Annotated in this window: 19 protein-coding genes; 7 read left to right on the top strand and 12 right to left on the bottom strand. The window is 52.9% G+C overall.

Going from position 1 to position 21947, the window contains the following annotated elements:
- Positions 1 to 157 precede the first annotated feature (157 nt).
- Positions 158 to 1408: a diguanylate cyclase gene (locus Q0796_RS10820; protein ID WP_298442866.1), complete on the top strand. Its 1251-nt coding sequence runs from the start codon at positions 158 to 160 to the stop codon at positions 1406 to 1408.
- Here Q0796_RS10820 and Q0796_RS10815 read toward each other — a convergent pair.
- Positions 1372 to 3198: a methyl-accepting chemotaxis protein gene (locus Q0796_RS10815; protein ID WP_298442863.1), complete on the bottom strand. Its 1827-nt coding sequence runs from the start codon at positions 3196 to 3198 to the stop codon at positions 1372 to 1374. The genes Q0796_RS10820 and Q0796_RS10815 overlap by 37 nt on opposite strands.
- Before the next feature lie 158 nt (positions 3199 to 3356).
- Entirely contained in the window at positions 3357 to 5789 is a 2433-nt protein-coding gene (gene lon, locus Q0796_RS10810) for an endopeptidase La (protein ID WP_298442861.1), read from the bottom strand.
- Positions 5790 to 6176: 387 nt separating this feature from the next.
- Between lon and fdhF the strand changes: the two genes are divergently transcribed.
- Together fdhF and Q0796_RS10800 are read left to right on the top strand one after the other, a co-directional pair.
- Positions 6177 to 10277, top strand: a complete 4101-nt coding sequence (gene fdhF / locus Q0796_RS10805; protein WP_298442857.1) for a formate dehydrogenase subunit alpha — start codon at positions 6177 to 6179, stop codon at positions 10275 to 10277.
- A gap of 146 nt (positions 10278 to 10423) precedes the next feature.
- A complete protein-coding gene (locus Q0796_RS10800) occupies positions 10424 to 11329 on the top strand; it encodes a L,D-transpeptidase family protein (protein WP_298442854.1) in 906 nt (301 codons plus the stop codon).
- A gap of 62 nt (positions 11330 to 11391) precedes the next feature.
- Here the strand turns inward: Q0796_RS10800 and Q0796_RS10795 are convergent, their stop codons facing one another.
- From Q0796_RS10795 to Q0796_RS10780, 4 genes are all read right to left on the bottom strand, one after another.
- The gene (locus Q0796_RS10795; RefSeq protein WP_298442850.1) at positions 11392 to 11655 is read right to left on the bottom strand and encodes an Lpp/OprI family alanine-zipper lipoprotein; all 264 of its coding nucleotides are present in this window, start codon (positions 11653 to 11655) and stop codon (positions 11392 to 11394) included.
- Positions 11656 to 11893: 238 nt separating this feature from the next.
- Complete coding sequence (locus tag Q0796_RS10790) at positions 11894 to 12532, bottom strand: hemolysin III family protein (RefSeq protein WP_298442847.1); 639 nt, start codon at positions 12530 to 12532, stop codon at positions 11894 to 11896.
- A gap of 60 nt (positions 12533 to 12592) precedes the next feature.
- Positions 12593 to 13111, bottom strand: a complete 519-nt coding sequence (locus Q0796_RS10785) for a GNAT family N-acetyltransferase (RefSeq protein ID WP_298442844.1) — start codon at positions 13109 to 13111, stop codon at positions 12593 to 12595.
- 35 nt (positions 13112 to 13146) lie between these two features.
- Positions 13147 to 13866: a metallophosphoesterase gene (locus Q0796_RS10780; protein WP_298442841.1), complete on the bottom strand. Its 720-nt coding sequence runs from the start codon at positions 13864 to 13866 to the stop codon at positions 13147 to 13149.
- 175 nt (positions 13867 to 14041) lie between these two features.
- Between Q0796_RS10780 and Q0796_RS10775 the strand changes: the two genes are divergently transcribed.
- The 4 genes from Q0796_RS10775 to Q0796_RS10760 all read left to right on the top strand — a co-directional run bounded on the left by Q0796_RS10775 (position 14042) and on the right by Q0796_RS10760 (position 19261).
- Complete coding sequence (locus tag Q0796_RS10775) at positions 14042 to 15340, top strand: alkaline phosphatase (RefSeq protein ID WP_298442838.1); 1299 nt, start codon at positions 14042 to 14044, stop codon at positions 15338 to 15340.
- A 394-nt stretch (positions 15341 to 15734) separates the two neighbouring features.
- Positions 15735 to 17852 carry an anaerobic ribonucleoside-triphosphate reductase gene (gene nrdD / locus Q0796_RS10770; protein WP_298442928.1) on the top strand — a complete coding sequence of 706 codons (2118 nt, stop codon included), beginning with the start codon at positions 15735 to 15737 and terminating at the stop codon, positions 17850 to 17852.
- 97 nt (positions 17853 to 17949) lie between these two features.
- On the top strand, positions 17950 to 18414 hold the full coding sequence (gene nrdG, locus Q0796_RS10765; protein WP_298442835.1) for an anaerobic ribonucleoside-triphosphate reductase-activating protein: 465 nt from the start codon (positions 17950 to 17952) through the stop codon (positions 18412 to 18414).
- A 163-nt stretch (positions 18415 to 18577) separates the two neighbouring features.
- Positions 18578 to 19261: an NAD(P)H-binding protein gene (locus Q0796_RS10760; RefSeq protein WP_298442832.1), complete on the top strand. Its 684-nt coding sequence runs from the start codon at positions 18578 to 18580 to the stop codon at positions 19259 to 19261.
- A gap of 80 nt (positions 19262 to 19341) precedes the next feature.
- Here Q0796_RS10760 and Q0796_RS10755 read toward each other — a convergent pair whose 3' ends face one another.
- From Q0796_RS10755 to Q0796_RS10730, 6 genes are all read right to left on the bottom strand, one after another.
- Positions 19342 to 19575 carry a chaperone NapD gene (locus Q0796_RS10755; protein WP_298442829.1) on the bottom strand — a complete coding sequence of 78 codons (234 nt, stop codon included), beginning with the start codon at positions 19573 to 19575 and terminating at the stop codon, positions 19342 to 19344.
- Positions 19576 to 19728: 153 nt separating this feature from the next.
- Positions 19729 to 20055: a TusE/DsrC/DsvC family sulfur relay protein gene (locus tag Q0796_RS10750; RefSeq protein ID WP_298442826.1), complete on the bottom strand. Its 327-nt coding sequence runs from the start codon at positions 20053 to 20055 to the stop codon at positions 19729 to 19731.
- 4 nt (positions 20056 to 20059) lie between these two features.
- Positions 20060 to 20347 carry a sulfurtransferase complex subunit TusB gene (gene tusB / locus Q0796_RS10745; protein ID WP_298442823.1) on the bottom strand — a complete coding sequence of 96 codons (288 nt, stop codon included), beginning with the start codon at positions 20345 to 20347 and terminating at the stop codon, positions 20060 to 20062.
- Complete coding sequence (gene tusC, locus Q0796_RS10740) at positions 20344 to 20709, bottom strand: sulfurtransferase complex subunit TusC (RefSeq protein ID WP_298442820.1); 366 nt, start codon at positions 20707 to 20709, stop codon at positions 20344 to 20346. The genes tusB and tusC overlap by 4 nt, the downstream gene beginning before the upstream one ends.
- Complete coding sequence (tusD, locus tag Q0796_RS10735) at positions 20702 to 21091, bottom strand: sulfurtransferase complex subunit TusD (RefSeq protein ID WP_298442817.1); 390 nt, start codon at positions 21089 to 21091, stop codon at positions 20702 to 20704. The genes tusC and tusD overlap by 8 nt, the downstream gene beginning before the upstream one ends.
- 89 nt (positions 21092 to 21180) lie before the next feature.
- The gene (locus tag Q0796_RS10730) at positions 21181 to 21837 is read right to left on the bottom strand and encodes a Bax inhibitor-1/YccA family protein (protein WP_298442815.1); all 657 of its coding nucleotides are present in this window, start codon (positions 21835 to 21837) and stop codon (positions 21181 to 21183) included.
- Between the last annotated feature and the right edge of the window lie 110 nt (positions 21838 to 21947).

The raw sequence follows: 21947 nt of genomic DNA, 5'->3' as shown, positions 1-21947 counted from the left end.
GGGCCTTTCAAGGGCGATAAGTGTAAAGCTTTGTCAGCAGAGTGGCATCGCGCACAAATTGCACGGAATGGGGGCGTGAAACCGGCATTAACCCCTGAAATGGCTCTGGTTGACTAGGCTTAGCAGTGACAGTCTGGCTAACACGAGGGAGCGTAAAGTGGCCGAAAATATACTGATCGTTGAAGACCAACCGGAAGTGGTTAAAGTTCTGCGTTATCTGCTGAATAGGATCCCTGAACTGTCGGCTAAGTTTTGTCTTAACATGCAGCAAGCAAATCAATGTGCCGATACCTTATTGGGGCAGTACAAAGCGTTGCTGGTGGAATACAAATCACTGGATAACCCACAGCAGCTGCTTAATAGTGGCTTGCCAACCATTGTGTTTTTAGAGCAAGACTTGCCAGAAGTGCGTAAGCAGTTGCTCAGTGATGGTGCGGTGGATGTGATCGTAAAAGAGGGCTTACAGTCCTATCAATTTGCGCTGTCGTTGATGCTGCGCTTGCTGAATAACCCCAGCCACAGAGTCTTAGTCGTGGACGATTCCGCCACCATTCGGCGGATGATGTGCAACTTGCTGTTGCGGCATCGCTACCAAATTTGCGAAGCCGAAGATGGCGAGCAGGCACTGGCGCAAGTGGGCGAATACCCCGACATCAGCTTAGTGATCACCGATTATCAGATGCCGAACATGGATGGCATTACGTTGGTGCAGCAATTGCGTAAGCAGTTTGATGAAGATCAGTTGTGCGTGATTGGCTTATCCAGCGCCAATGATCCTTATTTGTCATCCAATTTCATCAAAAATGGCGCCAACGACTTTTTGCACAAGCCGTTTGTGAATGACGAGTTTTACTGCCGCATTCACCAAAGCATTGAGCGCATCGAGCGAGTGAACTTGATCCGAGATATGGCCGAGAAAGACGTGCTTACTGGGTTGTATAACCGCCGCTACTTTTTTGATCACGGCAATGACATATACCAAGAGGCCAAAGCCAAGCAGCATCCGCTGTCGGTGGCGGTGGTGGATGTGGATTTCTTTAAAAAGGTTAACGACACCTACGGCCACAATGTAGGTGATGAGGTGTTACAGGCGCTGGCCAACACGTTAAAGGCGGGTTTAGATCGATTCTTGTTGGCCAGAACGGGCGGGGAAGAGTTCTTTATTGTGATGGAAGGAATGGATGCGGCTCAAGCGGAGCTGTTGGTTGATACCATTCGCCACAACATGGCTTTGGCGCCGGTTAATACCAGCGCCGGTGACATCAGAGTGACCTTTAGCGCTGGGGTAACCGATGTGATGCAGGACAACCTTACGCAAGCGTTGGCGGTGGCGGATCAACTGTTGTACGACGCCAAAGAGTTAGGCCGTAATCAGGTGGTGCGCTCTGGCTGCTTCGACATGAGCTGAGCGCTGTTGGTGTCAGCATCGTAGCTGCTGGTGTGGATCGGAGTTCGATTAAACAGCTCCATATTGACATGAATATCACCACCTCCATTTGAGGTGGTGTTTTTGTGGCTGTGGTTGTGGCTGTGGCTGCGAGCTGGGGCAGACACGACCGCTCTGTCGGACGGTTGATTGAATTGATAGGTGTCGATGATCTGCTGCAACTGAATGGAGCGATCGGTCATCTTTTCGCTTAACACCAAGGTACTGTCGGTTTGCTCCACCAGATCGTCGCCAATCTCAGTGATGGTGTGCAGGCGCTGGTTGATGTCGTTCACCACCGCATTTTGTTGGCCCGCAGCAGTGGCGATCTCGGTGTTGGATTGGGAGATCCGGCTGATGTCGCTGCTGACGGTTTCTAAGCTCGTTGCTGCAGTTTGCGCCTGTTCGGCACAGAAGGTTGCAAATTTTTTGCTGTCACTGATGGCCAAGGTGGCTTCGTTGGATTCGCTTTGGAAGCGATCCACAATGCTGTGGATCTGTTCAACCGAATTTTGGGTGCGCGAAGCCAGCGAGCGCACTTCGTCGGCCACCACCGCAAAACCGCGGCCTTGCTCACCGGCTCGCGCGGCTTCAATCGCCGCATTGAGCGCCAGCAGATTGGTTTTATCCGCAATTTCGCGGATCACATTCAAAATCTTATTAATTTCGGTGCTTTGTTCCGCCAGTTGGTTGACCACGCTGTTGGTTTGATTTACCCGCAATTCCAACTCGTTGATGTTGTTGCTTACTTCCCGCAGTTCGTTGCGGCCTTCTTGCAAACGTTGATCGGTGGCGACCATGTTGTCGGCGGTGTTGTTGGCGGTTTCAGCGATCTCGTTGATGCTGGCGGCCAGCTCGGTGGTTGCGCTGGCGATGCTTTGGGTTTGGGCGTTCTGCTGGTGAATTTTGCCGCGGTTGTAGTTGATGTTCTCTTTCAAGGTAACGGCTTTGTCATCAATGGTGGCGGCGGTGCCTGCAAGGCCATTAAGCAATTCTAAGCTTTGCTGTTGCAGTTTGCGGGTGTTGGCGGCTAATTCGCCTAATTCATCCTGTTGTTCAAGGGGCAATTGCTGGGTTAAATCGCGCTTAGCCAGCTTGCGGATAAACCAGTTAAGGCTTTTTATCTTATTCACAATTAAGTGGTTAGAGATGTAAATGCCTGCGGGAATGGCCAACAAGAACACCAAGCCTAAGGTGATGGCCGAAATCAACACCGATTGTTTGGCATTATTCGAGATGGTATTCACCTTCGCCATATTGCCTCGTTGCAGCTCATCCAATGTGGCGACCACCCCTTCGCTCAGTGCTTTGGCCATGGGGGCGGTCACCTGATCGATGGTGCCAATATCAAAACCGTTGGTCATGGCACTGCGGTACTGTTCGCTGATCTTATTGTGTTGCTCTAAAAATGTGGACAGCTGGCTGGCGATCAAGGGGTGAGACTGGGCTACCTGTTGCTGCAGTTGGGTCATCTGTAGCCGCACTTTCTGTTCGTATTCGGCCACCACCCCCAGTTGCGCTTGGGCGCTGGCGATGTCGGTGCTGTGGATCAACAGCGCATTCCAGGCCCCAACCTGATTGGTGATGTTGCCGTTGATGCTGATCAGCTGATCTCGATAGGAGACTTCGCTATTGAGAAAATCTTGATAGGTCTGCACCAGTGTCGATTGCCGCTGCAAGGCGGTAACGGCACCAACCAGCATTAAAAACAGGATGCTTAATGTGGCCAGTACCTGTTTTTTGGTGATGGATAAATTGTTCAACCATGTCATGACGTGACCATCCTTGGTGACTGCACAGAAAAGAGCTGTGCAGTAAACATAGTTAAGGCATGAGTCAGTAGGGTAAAAGCACGAGGAAAAACAAAAAGGAGGCCGTAGCCTCCTTTGATGAGTCGATGACTGGGCGCAGAGAGCCGCGCCGGATCCGGTTAACGGAACATTAATTCAGCTACGTGGTGGTATTGCTCGGCAAAATGCACCTCAATCCCCGCTTTAACGTAATCCGGCAGCTCTTCGAAATCGTTGCGGTTGGCTTCCGGCAAGATCACCGCGTTGATTTTCTGCCGTTTGGCGGCGATGATCTTTTCACGAATGCCGCCCACAGGCATCACTTGGCCACTGAGGCTCAGCTCGCCAGTCATCGCCATTCCCGCCCTTGGGGCTTTATCCAGCGCTAAAGACAACAGTGCGGTGGCCATGGTTACCCCAGCACTTGGGCCATCTTTTGGGGTTGCGCCATCGGGCACATGCAGGTGGATAAAGGCTTTATCGTAGAAGCTAGGATCGGCGCCAAACTGAGCCAAACACCCACTGATGTAGTTGTGGGCAATGCCAGCGGACTCTTTCATTACGTCGCCCAACTGGCCAGACAGCTTTAAGGTTCGGCTTTGGTTGTGCACCACGCGGGCTTCCACGGGCAAGGTGGCGCCGCCCATGGAGGTCCACGCCAAACCGGTGACGATCCCTTTACCGGCCAACACCTCTTCGTTTTTAAAGCGTGGCATCCCCAGCATTGGTTCAATGTCTTTGATGCCGATGCTCAGCTTCTCGGTTTCGGTTTCCAGCAGTTTCACCACCGATTTACGCACCAGTTTGGCCAGCTGTTTTTCAAGTGCACGCACCCCAGCTTCACGGGCGTAACCTTCAATCACAACGCGCAGGGCTGGTTCGCTGATCCTCAGTTGCGAACGCTTCAAACCGGCTTTTTTCAGCTGGCGTGGCCACAGGTGATGTTTGGCAATGGCGAGTTTTTCTTCTGCCAGATAGCCAGACAGATGGATCACGTCCATCCGGTCCAGCAGCGGCCCTGGAATGCTGTCGAGGGTGTTGGCGGTACACACAAACAGGGCTTTGGACAGATCCAGGCGCAGATCCAAGTAGTGATCAAGAAACTCGACGTTTTGCTCGGGATCGAGGGTTTCCAGCAGCGCCGAGGCGGGATCGCCTTGGTAGCTTTTGCCCATTTTGTCGATCTCATCGAGCATGATCACTGGGTTCATCACCTCGGATTCTTTCAGGGATTGCACCAGCTTGCCTGGCATGGCACCGATGTAAGTGCGGCGATGGCCTTTGATCTCGGCTTCATCACGCATGCCGCCAACACTGAAACGATAAAACGGACGACCTAAACAGGCGGCAATGGATTTACCAATCGAGGTTTTACCGACCCCAGGTGGCCCCACCAGCAAAATGATGGAACCGCCGATCTCGCCTTTATAAGATCCCACCGCCAGAAATTCCAGAATGCGTTCTTTGACATCGTCTAAGCCGTTGTGGTGCTTATCCAATACCTTGCGCGCCTTGGCGAGCTCGATGCTGTCTTGGCTGAATACGCCCCAAGGTACGTGGCTCAGCCAATCAAGGTAGCTGCGAGTTACCGCGTACTCTGGCGAACCGGTTTCCAGCACCGCCAGTTTTTGGATCTCTTCATCAAACCGCTTTTGTACTGCGTCCGGCAGGATTTTGCCTTCAATGCGTTGACGAAACTCGTCGACGTCGGCGGTTTTATCGTCTTTGGATACGCCCAGTTCCCGCTGGATAACTTTCAGCTGTTCCCGCAGGAAAAATTCGCGCTCGCGCTTCTCCAGCTTTTTATTCACTTCACGGGAGATCTCAGAGTGCACCTTGGCCGCATCCAGCTCTTTTTTCAGCAGCGCCAACACTTTCTGCATGCGGGGCAGCAGGCTGACGGTGTCGAGCACATCTTGCAGCTCGGCAGTGGAGGCGGTGGTGATGGCGGCGCCAAAATCGGTCAGTGGTGACGGTTCGCTTGGGCCAAAACGTTCAAGGTATTGCTTTAACTCTTCGGAGTAGAGCGGATTGAGCGGGATCAGCTCTTTCAGCGCCTTGATGATGGCGATGGCGTAGGCTTTGATCTCTTTGCTTTCGAGATGCTCCTCAATCGGGTAGCTGATCTCGGCTAAATAAGGCTGCTCTTTGGTTATCCAGCGCAGCACATGGGCGCGATCGACCCCTTCGGCCACAAATTGAAATTGACCATCTTCGGTGGGATCAATCTGGTGCACCCGCACCACACAACCGGTTTGGGCGAGCTGTTCGAGATCCAAATCACCGTTTGCGGCATTGGGCTGGCTGGTGTGGAACAGCACCATCAATTTGTGCTCACTGTCTTCCACCGCTTTTAAGGTGGATTCCCACTCGCCACCTTTCACCGCAATGGGCATCACTTGGGCTGGAAAAAATGGGCGATTTTGCAGTGGCATCACCGGCAGCACGTCTGGCTTGGTGGTTGCGGGCACCAGCTCGGTGCCGTTGTCGTCATCTGGTTGCGCTTCGTTGCCATTGGCATCGAGCGAAATATTCCAGTTGGCGTTGAATTCGTTGATGGTGTGGTTGCTCATGAATACGGCCGATGCAGAAAAATAACTGCAGTTGATATGGGGGCAAGGACATTAAAACCAAGGGCAAAGGTTGGAAAATTTGAGTTGCTTCGCCAATTTCAGTTAAAGGCGGTATTAGGTAAGGGGTTGCGCTGATCAGGCATCGCATTTTGATGGCTATTGATTCACTGCCGATTCGTAATAACCCTAGCTGCAATAGGGGCTACAGCCCGAACTGGTCGAACGTCATAGGCAAACTGTGCGTTCGCTCACGAATGTCTTGGAACAGACTGAGGGGATCGCTTTTTACTGGGTATCCTTGCCGCCATTGTCTGCAGGATGTGGACCCGCTCCGAGCAACATTAACTCTTTTTCCCACCGGGAGCAGTGGGCACAGTGGTTGGAATTATGATCAAACTAACTCTCGACGAACAAGTGTTGCACGCGCCTGCGGGTGTGCGGTTGTTGGACTGGGCACGCGAGCAGGGCGCTAACATCCCTTCATTGTGTGGCGCCAATAACACTGACAACAAAACCCCATGCGATCTGTGCGTGGTGGAGATTGATGGCGAGATTGTTCGCAGCTGCGAATACCAGATCAGCGACTCTGTGACAGTGGTGAGCCATTCCGAGGCGTTAACCCAGCGCCGCCAACAGGCACTGACCAATATCCTGTCGGATCACCATGCAGACTGTGAAGCCCCCTGTAAGACCGCGTGTCCTGCGGCGGTGGACATTCAATCTTATCTGTTTCACATCGCCCAAGGCGATGAGATCAAAGCCAACGAAATTGTGAAACAAAGCCTGCCGATGCCGTTGTCGGTTGGGCGAGTGTGTCCCGCATTTTGTGAAAGCGAATGCCGCCGCAACTTGGTGGATGAATCCTTGGCCATTCGCCAATTAAAGCGCCACGCTGCCGATATTGATTTAAACGGCGAGCAACCCCATCTGGCTGAGATTAAGCCCAGCAATGGCAAACGCATCGCCATTATTGGCGCGGGCCCTGCGGGCTTGTCTGCAGGCTACTTCTTAAGCCACGAAGGCTGTGACGTTGATGTGTTTGAAGCGATGCCAGAGGCCGGTGGTTGGTTGCGCTATGGCATCCCAGAATACCGCCTACCAAAAGCCACCCTCGCAAAAGAAGTGGAGCTGATGTGCCGTGCGGGCATGAAGGTGCACACCAATAAGGCGCTGGGGCGCGACATCGACTTGGCGCAGCTGCAGCAGCAATACGATGGTGTGTGTTTGGCCATTGGCGCGCAGCAAGCGGTAAACATGGAATATCAAGGTTCAGATCTTGATGGGGTGTTGCTTGGGGTGGATTACCTCAAAGCGTTCTCTGCGGGTGAAGCGGTGCAGGTTGGTAAAAAGGTTGCCGTGGTTGGCGGCGGCAATACCGCCATCGATTGCGCCCGTACCGCGCTGCGCCAAGGGGCTGACGTAACCATTATCTACCGCCGTACCAAGGCAGACATGCCGGCCGAGGATTACGAAATCCACGAAGCGGAAGTCGAAGGGATCGACTTCCTGTTTATGTCGGTGCCAGTAGAGAACGTTGCCGATGCACAAGGCCGCGTGCATAAAGTCAAAGTGGAAGCCCTGCAGCTGGGCGAACCCGACGCGTCGGGGCGTCGTCGTCCTGAGCCAACAGGAGAGTTCAGCTGGCACGAGTTTGATACGGTGATCCCTGCGGTCAGCCAAAAGCCAGACACCAGCGCCTTGGGGGACAGCATCGCCTTAACCCGCTGGAACACCGCGGATGCGTCTGACAGCACCTTCCACAGTGGCAGTAATATCTTTTCGATTGGCGATTTCCGTTTAGGGCCAGCAACCGCGGTAGAAGCGATTGGCGAAGGCCGCCGCTGCGCCGAGGTGATGCTGAGGTTTGTTCAGCAGGGCGAACTGGCTGTTGCCGAACCAGAATTTAATTCTCGTAAAGCCGAGCGTTTAAAAGACGTAGAGCAGCGCTATTACGGCGAGATCCCGTTTGCGGCTCGTTTAAAGATGCCCGAGCTGAACGTACAGGCGCGTACTAGCACCTTTGGTGAAGTGGAAACCGGTTTTGATCGAGACCAAGCGATTGCCGAAGCCGCCCGCTGTTTGGCCTGTGGCTGTCAAAAAAGCCAAAGCTGTGATCTGCGGGATTACGCCACCGAGTACCGCATCAGCGACGACGATTTAGCCAAGGATCACTACAGCAAATACGCGGTGGATGACTCCTCGCCCTTTATCCGCTTTGACGCCAACCGCTGCATTGGCTGTGGCCAGTGCGTGCAGGCCTGTAAAGACGAAGGGGTGCACAATGTGCTGGATCTGACCGCCAGCGGCGATCGCTGTAAAGTGAAGATCGGCAACGGCGAGCTGTTGTCGGCATCGGATTGCGTGCAGTGTGGTGCCTGTGTACAGGCTTGTCCGGTGGGCGCCATTACCGAAAAGAACGTGCATCAGCATGGCGCGGCAGACAACTACAAAAAAGTGAACACCATCTGCACCTACTGTGGTGTGGGCTGTGGCATCACCATGCATGTGGATGAAGCCAAAAACCAAGTGGTGAAAGTGAGCGGCATTGAAGGCTCTCCGGTGAACGAAGGCATGCTGTGCGTGAAAGGCCGTTTTGGGTTTGATTTTGTTAACTCCGAGCAGCGTTTAACCCAACCGTTGATCCGCAGCAACGGCGTGCTGCAACCCGCCTCGTGGGACGATGCCATTAGCCTGATCGCCAAGAAATTTACCGAGATCATGCGCCAGCGTGGCAACCACACCTTGGCCGGTTTGTCGTCAGCCAAAACCACCAACGAAGATAACTTCCTGTTCCAGAAGTTTGTTCGTACCGTGTTTGGCAACAACAACGTCGATCACTGCGCCCGTTTGTGCCACGCCACCACCGTAACGGGGTTAGAGCCGGCGCTGGGCAGTGGTTCGATGACCAACGACATTCCCAGCATTAAAGAATCGGATCTGGTGGTGATCATCGGCTCTGATACGGCCTCGTCGCACCCGGTTATTGCGTCACACATTCGCCGTGCCACCAGTAACGGCAGCGCCAAATTGGTGGTGGTGGATCCGCGGAAAGTGGACATGGCGTTCCACAGCGATCTGTATTTACAGCAGCGGCCAGGCACCGATGTGATGCTGCTGAACGCCATTGCTCAAATCATCATTGAGAACGGCTGGCAGGATCAAACCTTCATTGAACAGCGCACCGAAGATTACCAAGCGCTGCACGATGAAGTGATGCGACTGGAATACCGCTTAGAAAATGCCGCGGCGGTCAGTGGGGTGCCCGCCCAGCAGATCAGCGATCTGGCTAAGCTTATCGCCACTTCAACGAAAACCGCGTTTTACTACGCCATGGGCATCACCCAGCACAGTTTTGGTACCAATAACGTGCGGGCCATTGCCAACCTGCAGCTGCTGACGGGCAACGTGGGCAAGGTTGGCGCGGGGATCAACCCACTGCGTGGCCAAAGTAACGTGCAGGGCGCCTGTGACATGGGCGCACTGCCAAACTACTTGCCGGGTTACCAAAAACTGCCAAGCACCGATGTAGTGGATCGTTTTGAGCACCACTGGGGGGTGCGCATTGCCAATGAACCGGGCTTGAAGCTCACCGAGATGATGCACGCCATTACCTCGGGCCAGCTGCATGGGTTGTACATCATGGGGGAGAACCCAGTGCTGTCGGATCCGGATCAAGAGCACGTACTCAAAGGCTTAAAGGCGTTGGACTTCTTAGTGGTGCAGGACATCTTTATGACCGAAACCGCGCAGCTGGCGGATGTGGTGTTACCGGCGTTCTCGTTTGCCGAGAAACAGGGGCACTTCACCAATACCGAACGTCGGGTTCAGCGTTTGCGTCCGGCGATCAGTGCGCCGGGGCAAGCGCGTCCAGATTGGTCGATCATCCAAGGGATCGCCAACGCCATGGGCGCGGGCTGGGATTACCGCAGCGAGCAGCAGATCACGGCTGAAATCAACCGCGTAACCCCAAGCTACGGCGGCATTACCTGGGAGCGTACTGAAACCGAGTCGTTGCAGTGGCCATGCCCACACAATAACCATCCGGGCACCGCCATTCTGCACGAAAGCACCTTCATCAAGATGGAGAAAGCCCGTTTTGCCGCGGTGCCGTATCGCTTATCTGCAGAGTTGCCTAACCCAGACTACCCATTAACGCTAACCACGGGGCGGCAGTTGGCGCAGTTCCATACCGGCACCATGACGCGTAAAACGGCGGGCATGGATGAGCTGGCCAAGCCAATGGTGATGATCTCGGTGTTTGATGCGGAACGCATGGGCATTGAAAACTCACAGATGCTGAAAGTGTCGACTCGTCGGGGCTCGTTGCAAGTGCCGGCGTTTGTGACCAAGCGGATGCGGCCAGGGGTGTTGTTTATGCCATTCCACTTTGCAGAAGCCGCAGCGAACGTGCTGACCAACGCTGCCTTGGATCCGGTGGCGAAGATCCCAGAGTTCAAAGTGTGTGCGGTGAAAGTCGAAGCCGCTTAACGGCACCGGCCTGAACGAAGAAATGCCTGCCTAAGCCTTGGTTTAGCGCAGGCATTTTTGTATGCGACAGTGATTACACTGTGGCGGTCGGCAACGACACGGTGCAGTGGTATGCTAATTCAATGCGTACACAAGGGAGTGTTTTAGTGAAAAGCAGTTTGTTGAAAGCGGTTGCCATTATGGCCGCCTGGGCGATGCCCGTGTCGGCGGCGATCTACTCGGCGCCGCAAGATGGAAGCCGTTTGATTGGCTTTCCAATGGAGCATCGAGTGGAGGTTGGGCAAACCCTTGATGAGATCGCGCAGCAATACAACATGGGGTTCTTAGCGCTGGTGGCCGCCAACCCCGATGCCGATCCGTTATTGCCTGCCCCAGGCAGCATCATTAAATTGCCATCGCAAATGCTGTTGCCGGATGTGCCGCGCAAAGGCGTAGTGGTCAATCTGGCCGAGCTGAGATTGTATTACTTTGATAATGCCCGCCAACGGGTGCATGTGTTTCCGATCGGCATTGGTGTGGTTGGGCGGGAAACCCCAATCGGTGCAACTCGGGTGAGCCAAAAACGCAAAGATCCCACTTGGACGCCAACCCAAACCACCCGCAAAAAGTGGTTAGAGGAAAATGGCGAAGCGTTGCCACCGGTGGTGCCCGCAGGGCCAGATAATCCGCTGGGTCATCGTGCTTTGCGGTTAGGCTTTGGTAATGGCGAATACCTTATCCACGGTACCAACCAAGAGTTTGGTATTGGCATGCGGGTGAGTGCCGGTTGCATGCGTTTGCGCTACGACGACATCGAAACGCTGTTTGATATGGTGCGTGTGGGCGAGCCGGTGCGAGTGATTAACGAAGCGGTTAAGGTGGCGCAGGAGCGCGATCAATGGCTGATTGAAGTGCACGAACCGTTGTCGTCGGATGTCGAGCTTAGCCGTGATGAAAAACAGCTGCAATTTTCTAAAGTGGTTGAAGCGCAGTTACAGCGCGCCAACGCAGATCCGCTGCACTTAGAGCAGGCGCTGCAATCCCAGTTAGGGTTGCCGTTACGACTGCATTAATTCCCGATATCAGCGCAACAAAAAAGGCTCCCGAAGGAGCCTTTTTTTTGCATTAGCTTAACTTACTTTTTACGGTAGTTAGTTGCCATTGCATCGATGCGGCTGTTAGCGCGAGCCGCTTCATCTTGTGCGTCCATCGCTGCGTTCTTAGCCGCTTTGATGTCAGAGCCCATTTTGTCGTGATCTGCACGCAGAGAACCGATTTGAGTAGACAGGGTGTCAACTTTGTTGCTCAAAGATGAAACCTGCGCTTCCAGATCTGCAGTGTTAGCACAACCGAACAGCATGGTGCTCATGGCCAAACCAGCCAGCAATTTAATTTTCATATCATCTCCTTAATATGGGGTGCGATATCGCCAGAGAGCGAATCTTTAATTCCAAAAGCGCGTCATTTCCCAGCGATTGGTGTTTTAATGCGCTAGGCAAAGATTGGCATATTCGCCAAGGGTTTGCGAGAAAAATGTGTATTTTTGGTAAGTTACGATTATATCGCAGTATTTTTAAACACTGACGGAATGAGCATAGTGCGTATTAGTTATGTCCAGCCGCAGAATGTGATGTTTTTTATGGGATCACAAACAACGCAACCGCGACACAGTGGCAACTGGCACCCGCTAATACAAATAGATGCCAGATGGCGTGAAAGTAAGGTTTGGACTTTACGGCATAAAAGATGGTGCCAACGCTGTAGCAAACCCCACCAATCAACAGCAGATTGAAACCGCCACTGGGCAACACCGCCAATAACTTCCAAATCACAAAGATGCTGGACCAACCCATGGCCAGATAAGTGGCTAACGCCAACCGTTTATAGCGGTTGATGAACAGGGCTTTAAATAGCACCCCGGCGATCGCCAATACCCAAATTATCGCCAACAGCAGCTTGGCGCTGGGATCGTTTAAGGCGATCAACATAAAGGGGGTATAGCTGCCAGCAATCAGCAGGTAAATGGCGCCATGATCCACTCGCTTTAAAATCGCCTTGACCCGAGGCACTGGAATGCTGTGGTACAAGGTGGAACTGAGGAACATCAACACTAAGGTGGCGCCATAGACACTGATCGCAGCGATTTCAGCCCCATTGAGTACTGGGATCCCTTTGGTCAACATTAAGGTTAAGCCAACGATGGCGGCGGCGACCCCTAACCCGTGGGTGACGGCGTTCGCGATCTCTTCACCAACGCTGTAGTTTGCAGTACTCATCTTTATACCTATCTGATTAGACCAGTATAGGGTAGCGCCCCAAGTTTGAGCGCACAAGTGTTAGCTCAAATTAAGGTGTTCCCCTCGCTCAATGCCATAGACGCAGACATTTGTGCCTTTCACCACGGCATTACGCCAAAATCGTTCGCCTAATTTTAGCGCGACCTGTTTCGATGCGGTGTTTTCTGGGTGGATCAGGCTGATAACCTGCTGCTGTGGGGTATGGTTAAACGCCCAATCCAGTGCCGCTTTGGCGCCTTCGCTGGCGTAGCCTTGCCGTTGATGGGCGCGGGCAATGGTCCAACCTAATTCAAAACCGGGCCAACCTTCCGGTTCAAAAAAACCGATGCGGCCTATCATCGCTTGGGTTTGTTTCAATTCTACTGCCCAGTGGCCAAAGCCCTTTAACTGCCAATGGCCAGCCAGCATCGCCATGTGACGCCAAGCATCGGCGCGTTCAAGCACGGTCCCGCCAAGATAACGCATCACTAATGGATCGGCGCACAAGGCGGCGTATTCGTCAAAATCCTGCGGTTGCCATTGGCGCAGGCGCAGGCGATCGGTTCCAAGTTCTTGCATCAGTACGCCTTAATGGATTAAGGAGGGAAGGGCACTTAGCGCAGCAGCATGTGCACGATTTGGTGGGCCGACAGCACTGTTAAACTGCCGTTGGGGTAACCGGCGCCGGTATCGAGCCAGACTCGATTGCCGTGGCCACGAAACATCGGTAATGGCGTATGGCCCATGACTAAGGCATCAATGCCGGCGATAGGGGCAGGGTATTTGCCACGATCAAGGCCGCGCAGGGTTGAACGCGACCACAGGCATTTGGCGAGTTGGTGTTCATCTAAATTGGCGCTGTTTTCGCTAAACTGCTGCCAATCATCGAAGGGAAAATCCGCGTGGATCATCGCCATGGTGAGTTTTTCAGATGGGATGGTTATCTCCATCGCGATGGGAAGATCGTTAAGCTGGGGTTGAAAGCGTTCCGCGATCTGCTGCTGCTCTGTGTTCGACAGGGCTTGAAACCAGCCGCCGCCAGCACTAAACCACAACTCTCGGCTTTGTACATCGCCACTTAACGCAGCCAGCATCATCGCTTCGTGATTACCACGCACGGCGTGAAACCACGGTTTTTCTAGCAGCTCTAAGCAGCGTAGGCTGTGCTCGCCACGATCAATCAAATCGCCAACGCTGTAGAGTTGATCGCCGTTGTCTGCATTGAAGCCAACATGGGCTAAGGAGCGCATAAGTTGATGATATTCGCCATGAATGTCACCCACAAAGAATGCGGTACCGTTACATTGGTGTGTTTTAATGATTTTCTTACTCATAATGCAAGGCTATACCACTACGTAGAGATTGGGCTCAGGTAAGATTGCTTTCGGCGGTTTTATTTGCCGCAAGCGGCCTAGTTAGTGAACGGCCTAATTCCCCATATTAGACCTTAATTTGTTTGTAATTTTAAATGCTTAGATGCAATCGGATTGTTTAGGAAGTTAAATTAAGATGAAATCAACCCTGACCTTGGCATTATTGCCTTTGTTGCTGGCACCGCTGGTGCATGCCCAACCACAGGCGGAAGTAAAAAACGTTATTTATATGGTGGGTGATGGCATGGGGCCCGCTTACCTGACGGCATACCGTTACTATCTTGCTGGGGCGCCCGGCAGTAAAGTGACGCCAACGGTGTTTGATCAGTTACTGGTTGGCAGCGCCAGTACCTACCCCGATGACGACACTTGGGTCACCGATTCTGCCGCCGCCGCCACGGCACTGGCCGCCGGAGTTAAATCCTTTAATGGGGCCATTGGGGTCGATGCCGATAAAAAGTCGCTGCCAAGCTTATTGGTGGCAGCCAAGCAAGCGGGCAAAACCACCGGGGTGGTATCCACCTCGCAAATTAACCACGCTACCCCTGCCAGTTTTGTTGCCCACCATGAATCCCGCCGCGCCTATCAACCCATCGCTGAGCAGATGGGGAGTGCTTTGAAAGCGAAAGAGATCGATTTGATGTTTGGTGGCGGGCAGAGCTTTTTTGATGCTGCCGCCATTGATGCTTTGAGTGACAGCGGTGCCAGCATCGCCACCGATTGGCAGCAACTTGGGCAGTTACAGCAGCTGCCAGCAGTGGCGTTGCTGGCGGATGTGGCGTTGCCCTTTGCCATTGATGCCAAGCGGAACGATCGCTTAGCGTTAATGACAACCAAAGCCTTGGCGTTAGCCGAGCAAGACCGTGACGGGTTTTCTGTGTTGATTGAGGGCAGCTTGATTGATTGGTGTGGCCATTCAAATGACATTGCCTGTGCGATGGCGGAAATGGATGACTTTGCTAACGCCATTACCGTAGCCAAAGAGTACGTGGATCAACACCCAAATACTCTGTTGGTGGTGACCGCTGATCACTCGACCGGTGGCTTAACCTTAGGCGCCGCTGGGGAATATCAATGGTTGCCAATGGAGATCCGTAAGGTGCACGCCAGTGCAGATGTGATTGCCAAAGCGTTCGTTGCGGCCAAGCGCAACCAAGAGACTTACCAACAGGTGTGGCGTTCAATGGTGGATTTTGACCTAACCGAACAACAGCTGCATGCATTACTGGCGTTTGCCGACGATGCACATTGGCCGCGGGTTAGCTACATTGGCAATATTGTCGCCACTCGCAGTTATACCGGCTGGACTACCGGTGGGCATACCGCTGTGGATGTGCCGGTGATGGCTTACGGCGCCGGCGCTGAACAATTCATCGGCATGCAAGACAACACCGATCTGCCGAAGAAGATCATGCAATTGCTGCAAATAGATTAACGGTTGTTACCGTGGTGGTGCTGTTGTGGCTAAATAGCATCACCACGTTCAATAATTCAACCAATTTAACCCAGTTTTAGAACGCTTTATTTTTCTTAATTTTTTGGCAATTTTTCGCAGATCAAGCTTGATCTTTCAAAGCGGTGATCCCGCCCGAATAACCCAACTTTTGCCAATGCAGACACCAATCCTCTTAGGCTATAGTCGCCCCTGTCGTGAGAGCTAGGTCACACCGTTAGCACCTCTAACGGAACGAAGTCAATCCTATATTGTTTGATTTTGATCTAAGTTTCTTCCCCAGTTATCTCTATGTTGATACTAGATGTGGTGCCTTTTCCCCTACTGGCGCCAAGATATAGTGTTCTAATCAAGTTGTTGTCAGGAGTAGTGAATGATGCCAGTTGTTATCAAGCGGGACGGAACCCGTTTGCCCTTTGACAGTGCCCGGATCACCCAAGCGGTGATGCGCGCCGCCAAGGCGATCCACTGTGAAGACCAGGTTTATGCGGTGCAATTAGCCTCTGCGGTAACCGAACAATTGGCTATCCATGAAGAAGTGCACATCGACTTAATTCAGCAGGCGGTTGAGATCCAGCTGATGGAAGGGCCGCACAAAGATCTGGCTCGCGCCTACATTGAATATCGTCATGACCGTGACGTTGCGCGGGAAAAAAGCAGCCACTTGAATCGTGAGATTCGCGGTTTGGTTGAGCAAAGCAACAACGACTTGTTGAACGAAAACGCCAACAAAGACGCCAAGGTGATCCCAACCCAGCGAGATCTGCTCGCGGGCATTGTGGCCAAGCATTACGCCTGTCGTCATATTCTGCCAAGAGAAGTGGTGCAAGCCCACGAACGCGGTGAAATCCATTACCACGATCTGGATTACGCGCCATTCTTCCCGATGTTTAACTGCATGTTGATTGATCTGAATGGCATGCTGACCGGCGGCTTTAAGATGGGCAACGCCGAGATCGACACTCCCAAGTCGATCTCGACCGCCACGGCGGTTACCGCGCAGATCATCGCTCAGGTGGCCTCCCACATCTACGGCGGCACCACCATCAACCGCATTGATGAGATCTTATCGCCGTACGTACAGGCCAGCTATCAAAAGCACCTGCAAGTTGCGCAAGAGTGGCAGATCCCCGATGCCCAAGGTTTTGCCAACACCCGCACCGAAAAAGAGTGTTTTGATGCATTCCAATCGTTGGAATACGAAGTAAACACCTTACACACCGCCAATGGCCAAACGCCGTTTGTCACCTTAGGGTTTGGTTTAGGCACCAGCTGGGAAGCGCGGTTGATTCAGCAATCCATTTTGAAAAACCGCATCGCCGGTTTGGGCAAAAACCGTAAAACCGCGGTGTTCCCTAAATTGGTGTTTGCCATTAAAGATGGCCACAACCTGAAGCCAAACGACGCCAATTACGACATCAAGCAGCTGGCACTTGAGTGTGCTTCTAAGCGGATGTACCCCGACATTCTTAACTACGACAAAGTGGTTGAGGTAACCGGTTCGTTTAAGAACCCGATGGGTTGTCGTTCTTTCCTGGGTACCCACGAAGAAAACGGTGAGCTGATCCACGATGGCCGCAACAACTTAGGCGTGGTGTCGCTCAACTTGCCGCGCATCGCCATTGAAGCGGAAGGGGATCTGACCCGCTTCTATCAGATCTTGGAACAACGTTTGCAGGTAAGCCGTAAGGCACTGATGACCCGCATTGAGCGTTTGCAAGGGGTGAAAGCCAAGGTGGCGCCAATCCTGTACCAAGAAGGGGCTTGTGGTGTGCGCTTGCAACCCGAAGACGACATCTCTGAGATCTTCAAAGATGGCCGTGCTTCCATCTCTTTAGGCTACATCGGCCTGCATGAAACCGTGAACGCGCTGTTTAATAATCAGCAGCATGTGTACGACAACGAACAGCTGCGCCAGCACGCTTTGGATATTGTTCGTCACCTGCGTACCACGGTAGAGCAGTGGAAAGAGGAAACCGGTTACGCCTTTAGCCTGTACTCAACCCCAAGTGAAAACCTGTGTACCCGTTTTTGTAAAATTGATGCCAAAGCCTTTGGTGTGGTGGAAGGGGTAACCGACAAGGGTTACTACACCAACAGTTTTCACTTAGACGTAGAAAAAACGGTAAACCCGTACGATAAGATCGATTTTGAGATGCCGTACCCAGAGATCACCTCTGGTGGCTTCATCAGTTACGGCGAATACCCCAACATGCAGCACAACATCGAAGCGCTGGAAGACGTATGGAACTACGCCTACGACAAAGTGCCTTATTACGGTACGAATACGCCGATTGATGAGTGCTATGAATGTGGCCACACCGGCGAATTTGAGTGCACCAGCAAAGGCTTTACTTGCCCGAACTGTGGCAACAACGAACCCACCAAAGTGTCGGTAACTCGTCGGGTTTGCGGTTATTTGGGCAGCCCCGATGCACGCCCATTTAACTCTGGTAAGCAAGAAGAAGTGAAACGCCGAGTTAAACACCTGTAATCCCCTTGGTCACACAGGCATGCCGTCGGCGTTCGCGCAGGCGGCATTGTTGTTTTATTAAGGCCATTGTGGCAAACGGTTACTTGAGGCATAAGTTGTGAATTATCACCAATATTACCCCGTTGATGTTGTGAATGGCCCAGGCACTCGCTGCACCTTATTTGTGTCCGGTTGCGTGCATCAGTGCCGAGGCTGCTATAACCAATCCACGTTAAACCCAAGCAGTGGCCATCAATTTGATCAGGCGCTGGCGGATAAGATCATTGCTGATCTAACCGATCCGCGGATCAAACGTCGGGGCTTATCGCTCTCTGGCGGGGATCCATTACATCCGGCCAACGTGACCGAAATCTTAGCGCTGGTTCAGCGAGTACGAGCCGAAGCGCCGGGCAAAGACATTTGGTTGTGGACGGGTTACACCCGCGCCGAACTGTCACCATTGCAACTGCAGGTGGTTGATCAGCTGGATGTGTTGATTGACGGTAAGTTCGAACAAACGCTTAAAGACGTGAACTTAAAGTGGCGCGGTAGCAGCAACCAAGTGGTGCATTACCTGCGTTAATGGCTTGCTGGCAACGTGCTGCCCCTTCGCGCGGCCTAAGTGAAGACTTAGGCCGTTTTTGTTGGCCAGATCTGGCCTTGTGCTGTCATCAAGCGGTCACAACAAAGGCTTTCATTGAACGGAATTGGCGCGGTAGCATGCACTGAGACACAGAGGGAACACCATGAAATCAGTTTTGGTCGCCGGAGCCACCGGCGCAGTAGGCCGCCAGTTGATTAACCAACTGCTGGCCAGCTCGAACGTCACGACGGTACATGTACTTAGCCGCCGCGCCACGCAATGGCAGTCGCACCCGCAGGTAATCGAGCATATTTTACCGTTAGCGCACATCAGCAAGCTGCAAGTGGCTAACGGGGTTGATGCGGTTTTTTGCTGCTTAGGCACCACCATCAAGCAAGCCGGCAGCAAAGCCGCTTTTACCGCCGTGGATCTGGACGCGGTGCTCAGTTTGGGTTTATGGGCGGTGCAGCAGCAAGTGGCGCAGTTTCATGTGATCAGCAGTTTGGGGGTGTCGCCCAAATCCCGCGGTTTCTATTTGCAAACCAAACAACAGATGGAGCAACGGCTCCAGCAGATTGGCTTAAAGGGGTTATGTATCTACCGACCCTCCATGCTGTTGGCGCAACGGGATGAGTTTCGACTGGGGGAGTTTATTGGTGGGCTGGCAATGCGCGCGCTGGCTTGGTTGCCCGGTGCCGATGCTTGGCGGCCAGTACGAGTTGAGCAAGTGGCCACGGCGTTGCTCGCCCAAGCCAGCAATGGCATCAGTGGCACCAAGGTGATTGATTCGGCACAGATCCAACTGGCTCAGCACCCGCATTACCAACAACAAGCGGAGTGTTCTTGAATCTTGCTTAAGCAAAACTCAGTTTAAAACCCAAACCAGTCCGAAGCGGCGGTCACGGCGCGCCGCGAACAGCCTAACCACTATTTTAACGCGGCGTGAGGATGGCTGATCAAGCTGACTGAAATGACTCCGGGAATGGTGTGCAACGCTTCAACACCGGGCAGCTGACCATCGCCTTCAAGGGTGATAACCAATTGGCCATCGCCACTTTCGGCGTGGATCTCGGCACCTTCAATGGAATGGAGGTATTGCAACACCGTGTCCCGCTGATCGGGCTGCAACTGCAAGACCAAGCTAGTGACGTGGTATTCCATAGGGCTCTCCCAAAGTGTCGTCACCCGTTAGTGTAGGAGAGAACCACAATTATTTTATGGGTATTTAACCGATAAATGCTGCCGTTGCGGCTGGTGTGGGCTGAGAGGATGGCAGCAAAGCAACGGAGCCGTGAAGCTCCGTTGCGGTAGGGGTTAGATGCAGCGCGCAGGCTTAGGCAAACCGGCGATCTTAGTGGCTTGTTTTGCTGGACCTTTTGGAAACAACTTATACAGGTATTTGCTGTTGCCTTTGTCTTCACCCAACTTTTGGCCAATGGCCTTAACCAGCACGCGGATGGCGGGGCTGGTGTTAAATTCCAGGTAAAAATCGCGCACAAAGTTAACCACTTCCCAATGGGCACTGGTTAATTCGATGTTTTCCTCTGCGGCCAATTGTGGAGCCATCTCGGCGCACCACTGGCTGCTATCAAGCAGGTAGCCTTGTTTATCGGTTGCGATCTCATCGCCATTAAAAATCATTGTTTCACCATGATACTTGTTGCTGGGTGTCCAACGTCAGTTGCACAAATTCGGGGTAGCTGATTAAAGTTGCCGTTAATTGAGGCGGCAATGACAAACCGCGGGCGGCGACATCGTCCTGCAGAACATACAGTGGGTATTGAGTCAGCTGTGCGGTAAAGCGCGGCTGCTGAGCCATGAGCACGGCATCTTGTAATAGCAGCACAGGATCGCTTGGCTGACGATAGCGCAGTTGCTGTTGCAGTGCTTCAGGGTTACTGCAGGGCTGACTTAAGGTATGTAGGGTGGTCAAAACGTCAGCACCTCTTTGCTTTGGCTTAATAATGCCGCGATCTGCTGTGGGGTTTGCTCACGGACGGGCAGCAGCAGTTGCTCGGCGCTGATGCTGCGTTCTTGCAGCGATTGCTGGCACACCACGATGGTCTCAACGTCGTACATCGGCAGGGCTTTAAAGGTCACAACGTGATTTTTGCTGTCGAGCCGTTGTGGCTGTTGTTGCTGCAGCAATTGATAGATCCCATCACCCACAAATACGGCGGCAGAAACCACATCGTAGCTGGCATTGAGTAAGAGTAGATCCAGGCCTTCACGTCCGGCGCTATTGCCGTGAGGAGGCTGCTGAAATAACACCGTTAATTGAATTGGATCAGCCAAATTGCACCACCCGATCAGCGTTCGCTGCTGCCGTTACGTATTCGCCTAAGCCACCAAGGCTGAACCACGGCACAATATTGCCATTGGGGAGATCCAGATCGGCAGCGGCTTCGTCATCCAGTACGCCACGGCGTAGCGCAGCAGAGACACAACACACGAGGGATACCTGCTGTTGTGCCAGCTGCTGCCATTGCTGACTGATGGCAAACTCGTCACTGGCGGGGGAAAGTAAAGACGAGGCGTTATGGATCCCATCTTGATAAAAGAACACTTGGGTAAGCGTGTGCCCGGCGGTTAATGCCGCTTGGCAAAAGCGCAACGCCGTATAGGCGTGTTGATTGCCATAGGCTGGGCCATTAACAAACACGACAAATTGACTCATGAGTTTCCGATTTCTGTTCGACAGGCGTAAAAAAGGCCCCGTTAGGGGCCTTATTGTAACCGATTCAAATCGGCTCGATAAGCCTTAGCTTAATCGTCGCCGCCCATGCCTAGCAGGCTCAGCAAGCTAACGAAGATGTTGTACAGCGACACAAACAGAGTAACGGTTGCGCTGATGTAGTTGCGCTCGCCGCCGTGAATGATGGCACTGGTTTGCATCAAGATGGCACCAGAGGAGAACAGGATGAACATGCCGCTCATTGCCATGCTCAGCGCAGGGATGTTGAGGAACAGGTTGGCGATAAACATCGCGATGATCACCCAGAAGCCTGCTTGCATCATGCCGCCCATGAACGACATGTCTTTGCCGGTCATCAGCACGTAAGCAGACAAACCAAAGAACACCATAGCGGTGCCACCAAAGGCCATTATGATCACGTCACCCATGCCTGCACCTAAGTACATGGCCAGAATCGGACCCAAGGTGTAGCCCATGAAGCCGGTTAGGGCAAAGACAGCAGGAATACCAGCGCTGCTGTTTTGGGTTTTATGAACCAAGAACAGCAAGCCGTAGAAACCGACTAAGGTGATGATCAGGCCAGGATGAGGCCAACCGAAAGCCATTGCTGCGCCAGCGACAGCGGCTGCAAACAAAAGCGTCATCGACAACAACATGTAGGTGTTGCGTAGTACGCGGTTGATTTCGACCCCTTGGGTCTGGGCCGTTTCAAAACGACGGGTTTCCATAAATGGCTGCTCCTTTAATTAGCGCATTGGTGTGAACACTGGTTTAGATTATCGTATTTTGCATTAGTTGCACCAACAATCGAGTTGTTACTAATCATTTTAGTGTGGAA

The organism is uncultured Ferrimonas sp. (genome assembly GCF_947489035.1).
Classification (GTDB): Bacteria; Pseudomonadota; Gammaproteobacteria; order Enterobacterales; family Shewanellaceae; genus Ferrimonas.
Note: the sequence above shows the minus strand (reverse complement) of the source record. Positions and strands in the feature narration are given on the sequence as shown.

Bases quoted from the DNA above. Each gene is read 5' to 3' on its own strand.
- Q0796_RS10815 (WP_298442863.1), bottom strand. From the start codon at position 3,198: ATGACATGGTTGAACAATTTATCCATCACCAAAAAACAGGTACTGGCC.
- lon (WP_298442861.1), bottom strand. From the start codon at position 5,789: ATGAGCAACCACACCATCAACGAATTCAACGCCAACTGGAATATTTCG.
- fdhF (WP_298442857.1), top strand. From the start codon at position 6,177: ATGATCAAACTAACTCTCGACGAACAAGTGTTGCACGCGCCTGCGGGT.
- Q0796_RS10795 (WP_298442850.1), bottom strand. From the start codon at position 11,655: ATGAAAATTAAATTGCTGGCTGGTTTGGCCATGAGCACCATGCTGTTC.
- Q0796_RS10790 (WP_298442847.1), bottom strand. From the start codon at position 12,532: ATGAGTACTGCAAACTACAGCGTTGGTGAAGAGATCGCGAACGCCGTC.
- Q0796_RS10785 (WP_298442844.1), bottom strand. From the start codon at position 13,111: ATGCAAGAACTTGGAACCGATCGCCTGCGCCTGCGCCAATGGCAACCG.
- Q0796_RS10780 (WP_298442841.1), bottom strand. From the start codon at position 13,866: ATGAGTAAGAAAATCATTAAAACACACCAATGTAACGGTACCGCATTC.
- Q0796_RS10775 (WP_298442838.1), top strand. From the start codon at position 14,042: ATGAAATCAACCCTGACCTTGGCATTATTGCCTTTGTTGCTGGCACCG.
- nrdD (WP_298442928.1), top strand. From the start codon at position 15,735: ATGCCAGTTGTTATCAAGCGGGACGGAACCCGTTTGCCCTTTGACAGT.
- Q0796_RS10760 (WP_298442832.1), top strand. From the start codon at position 18,578: ATGAAATCAGTTTTGGTCGCCGGAGCCACCGGCGCAGTAGGCCGCCAG.
- Q0796_RS10755 (WP_298442829.1), bottom strand. From the start codon at position 19,575: ATGGAATACCACGTCACTAGCTTGGTCTTGCAGTTGCAGCCCGATCAG.
- Q0796_RS10750 (WP_298442826.1), bottom strand. From the start codon at position 20,055: ATGATTTTTAATGGCGATGAGATCGCAACCGATAAACAAGGCTACCTG.
- tusD (WP_298442817.1), bottom strand. From the start codon at position 21,091: ATGAGTCAATTTGTCGTGTTTGTTAATGGCCCAGCCTATGGCAATCAA.
- Q0796_RS10730 (WP_298442815.1), bottom strand. From the start codon at position 21,837: ATGGAAACCCGTCGTTTTGAAACGGCCCAGACCCAAGGGGTCGAAATC.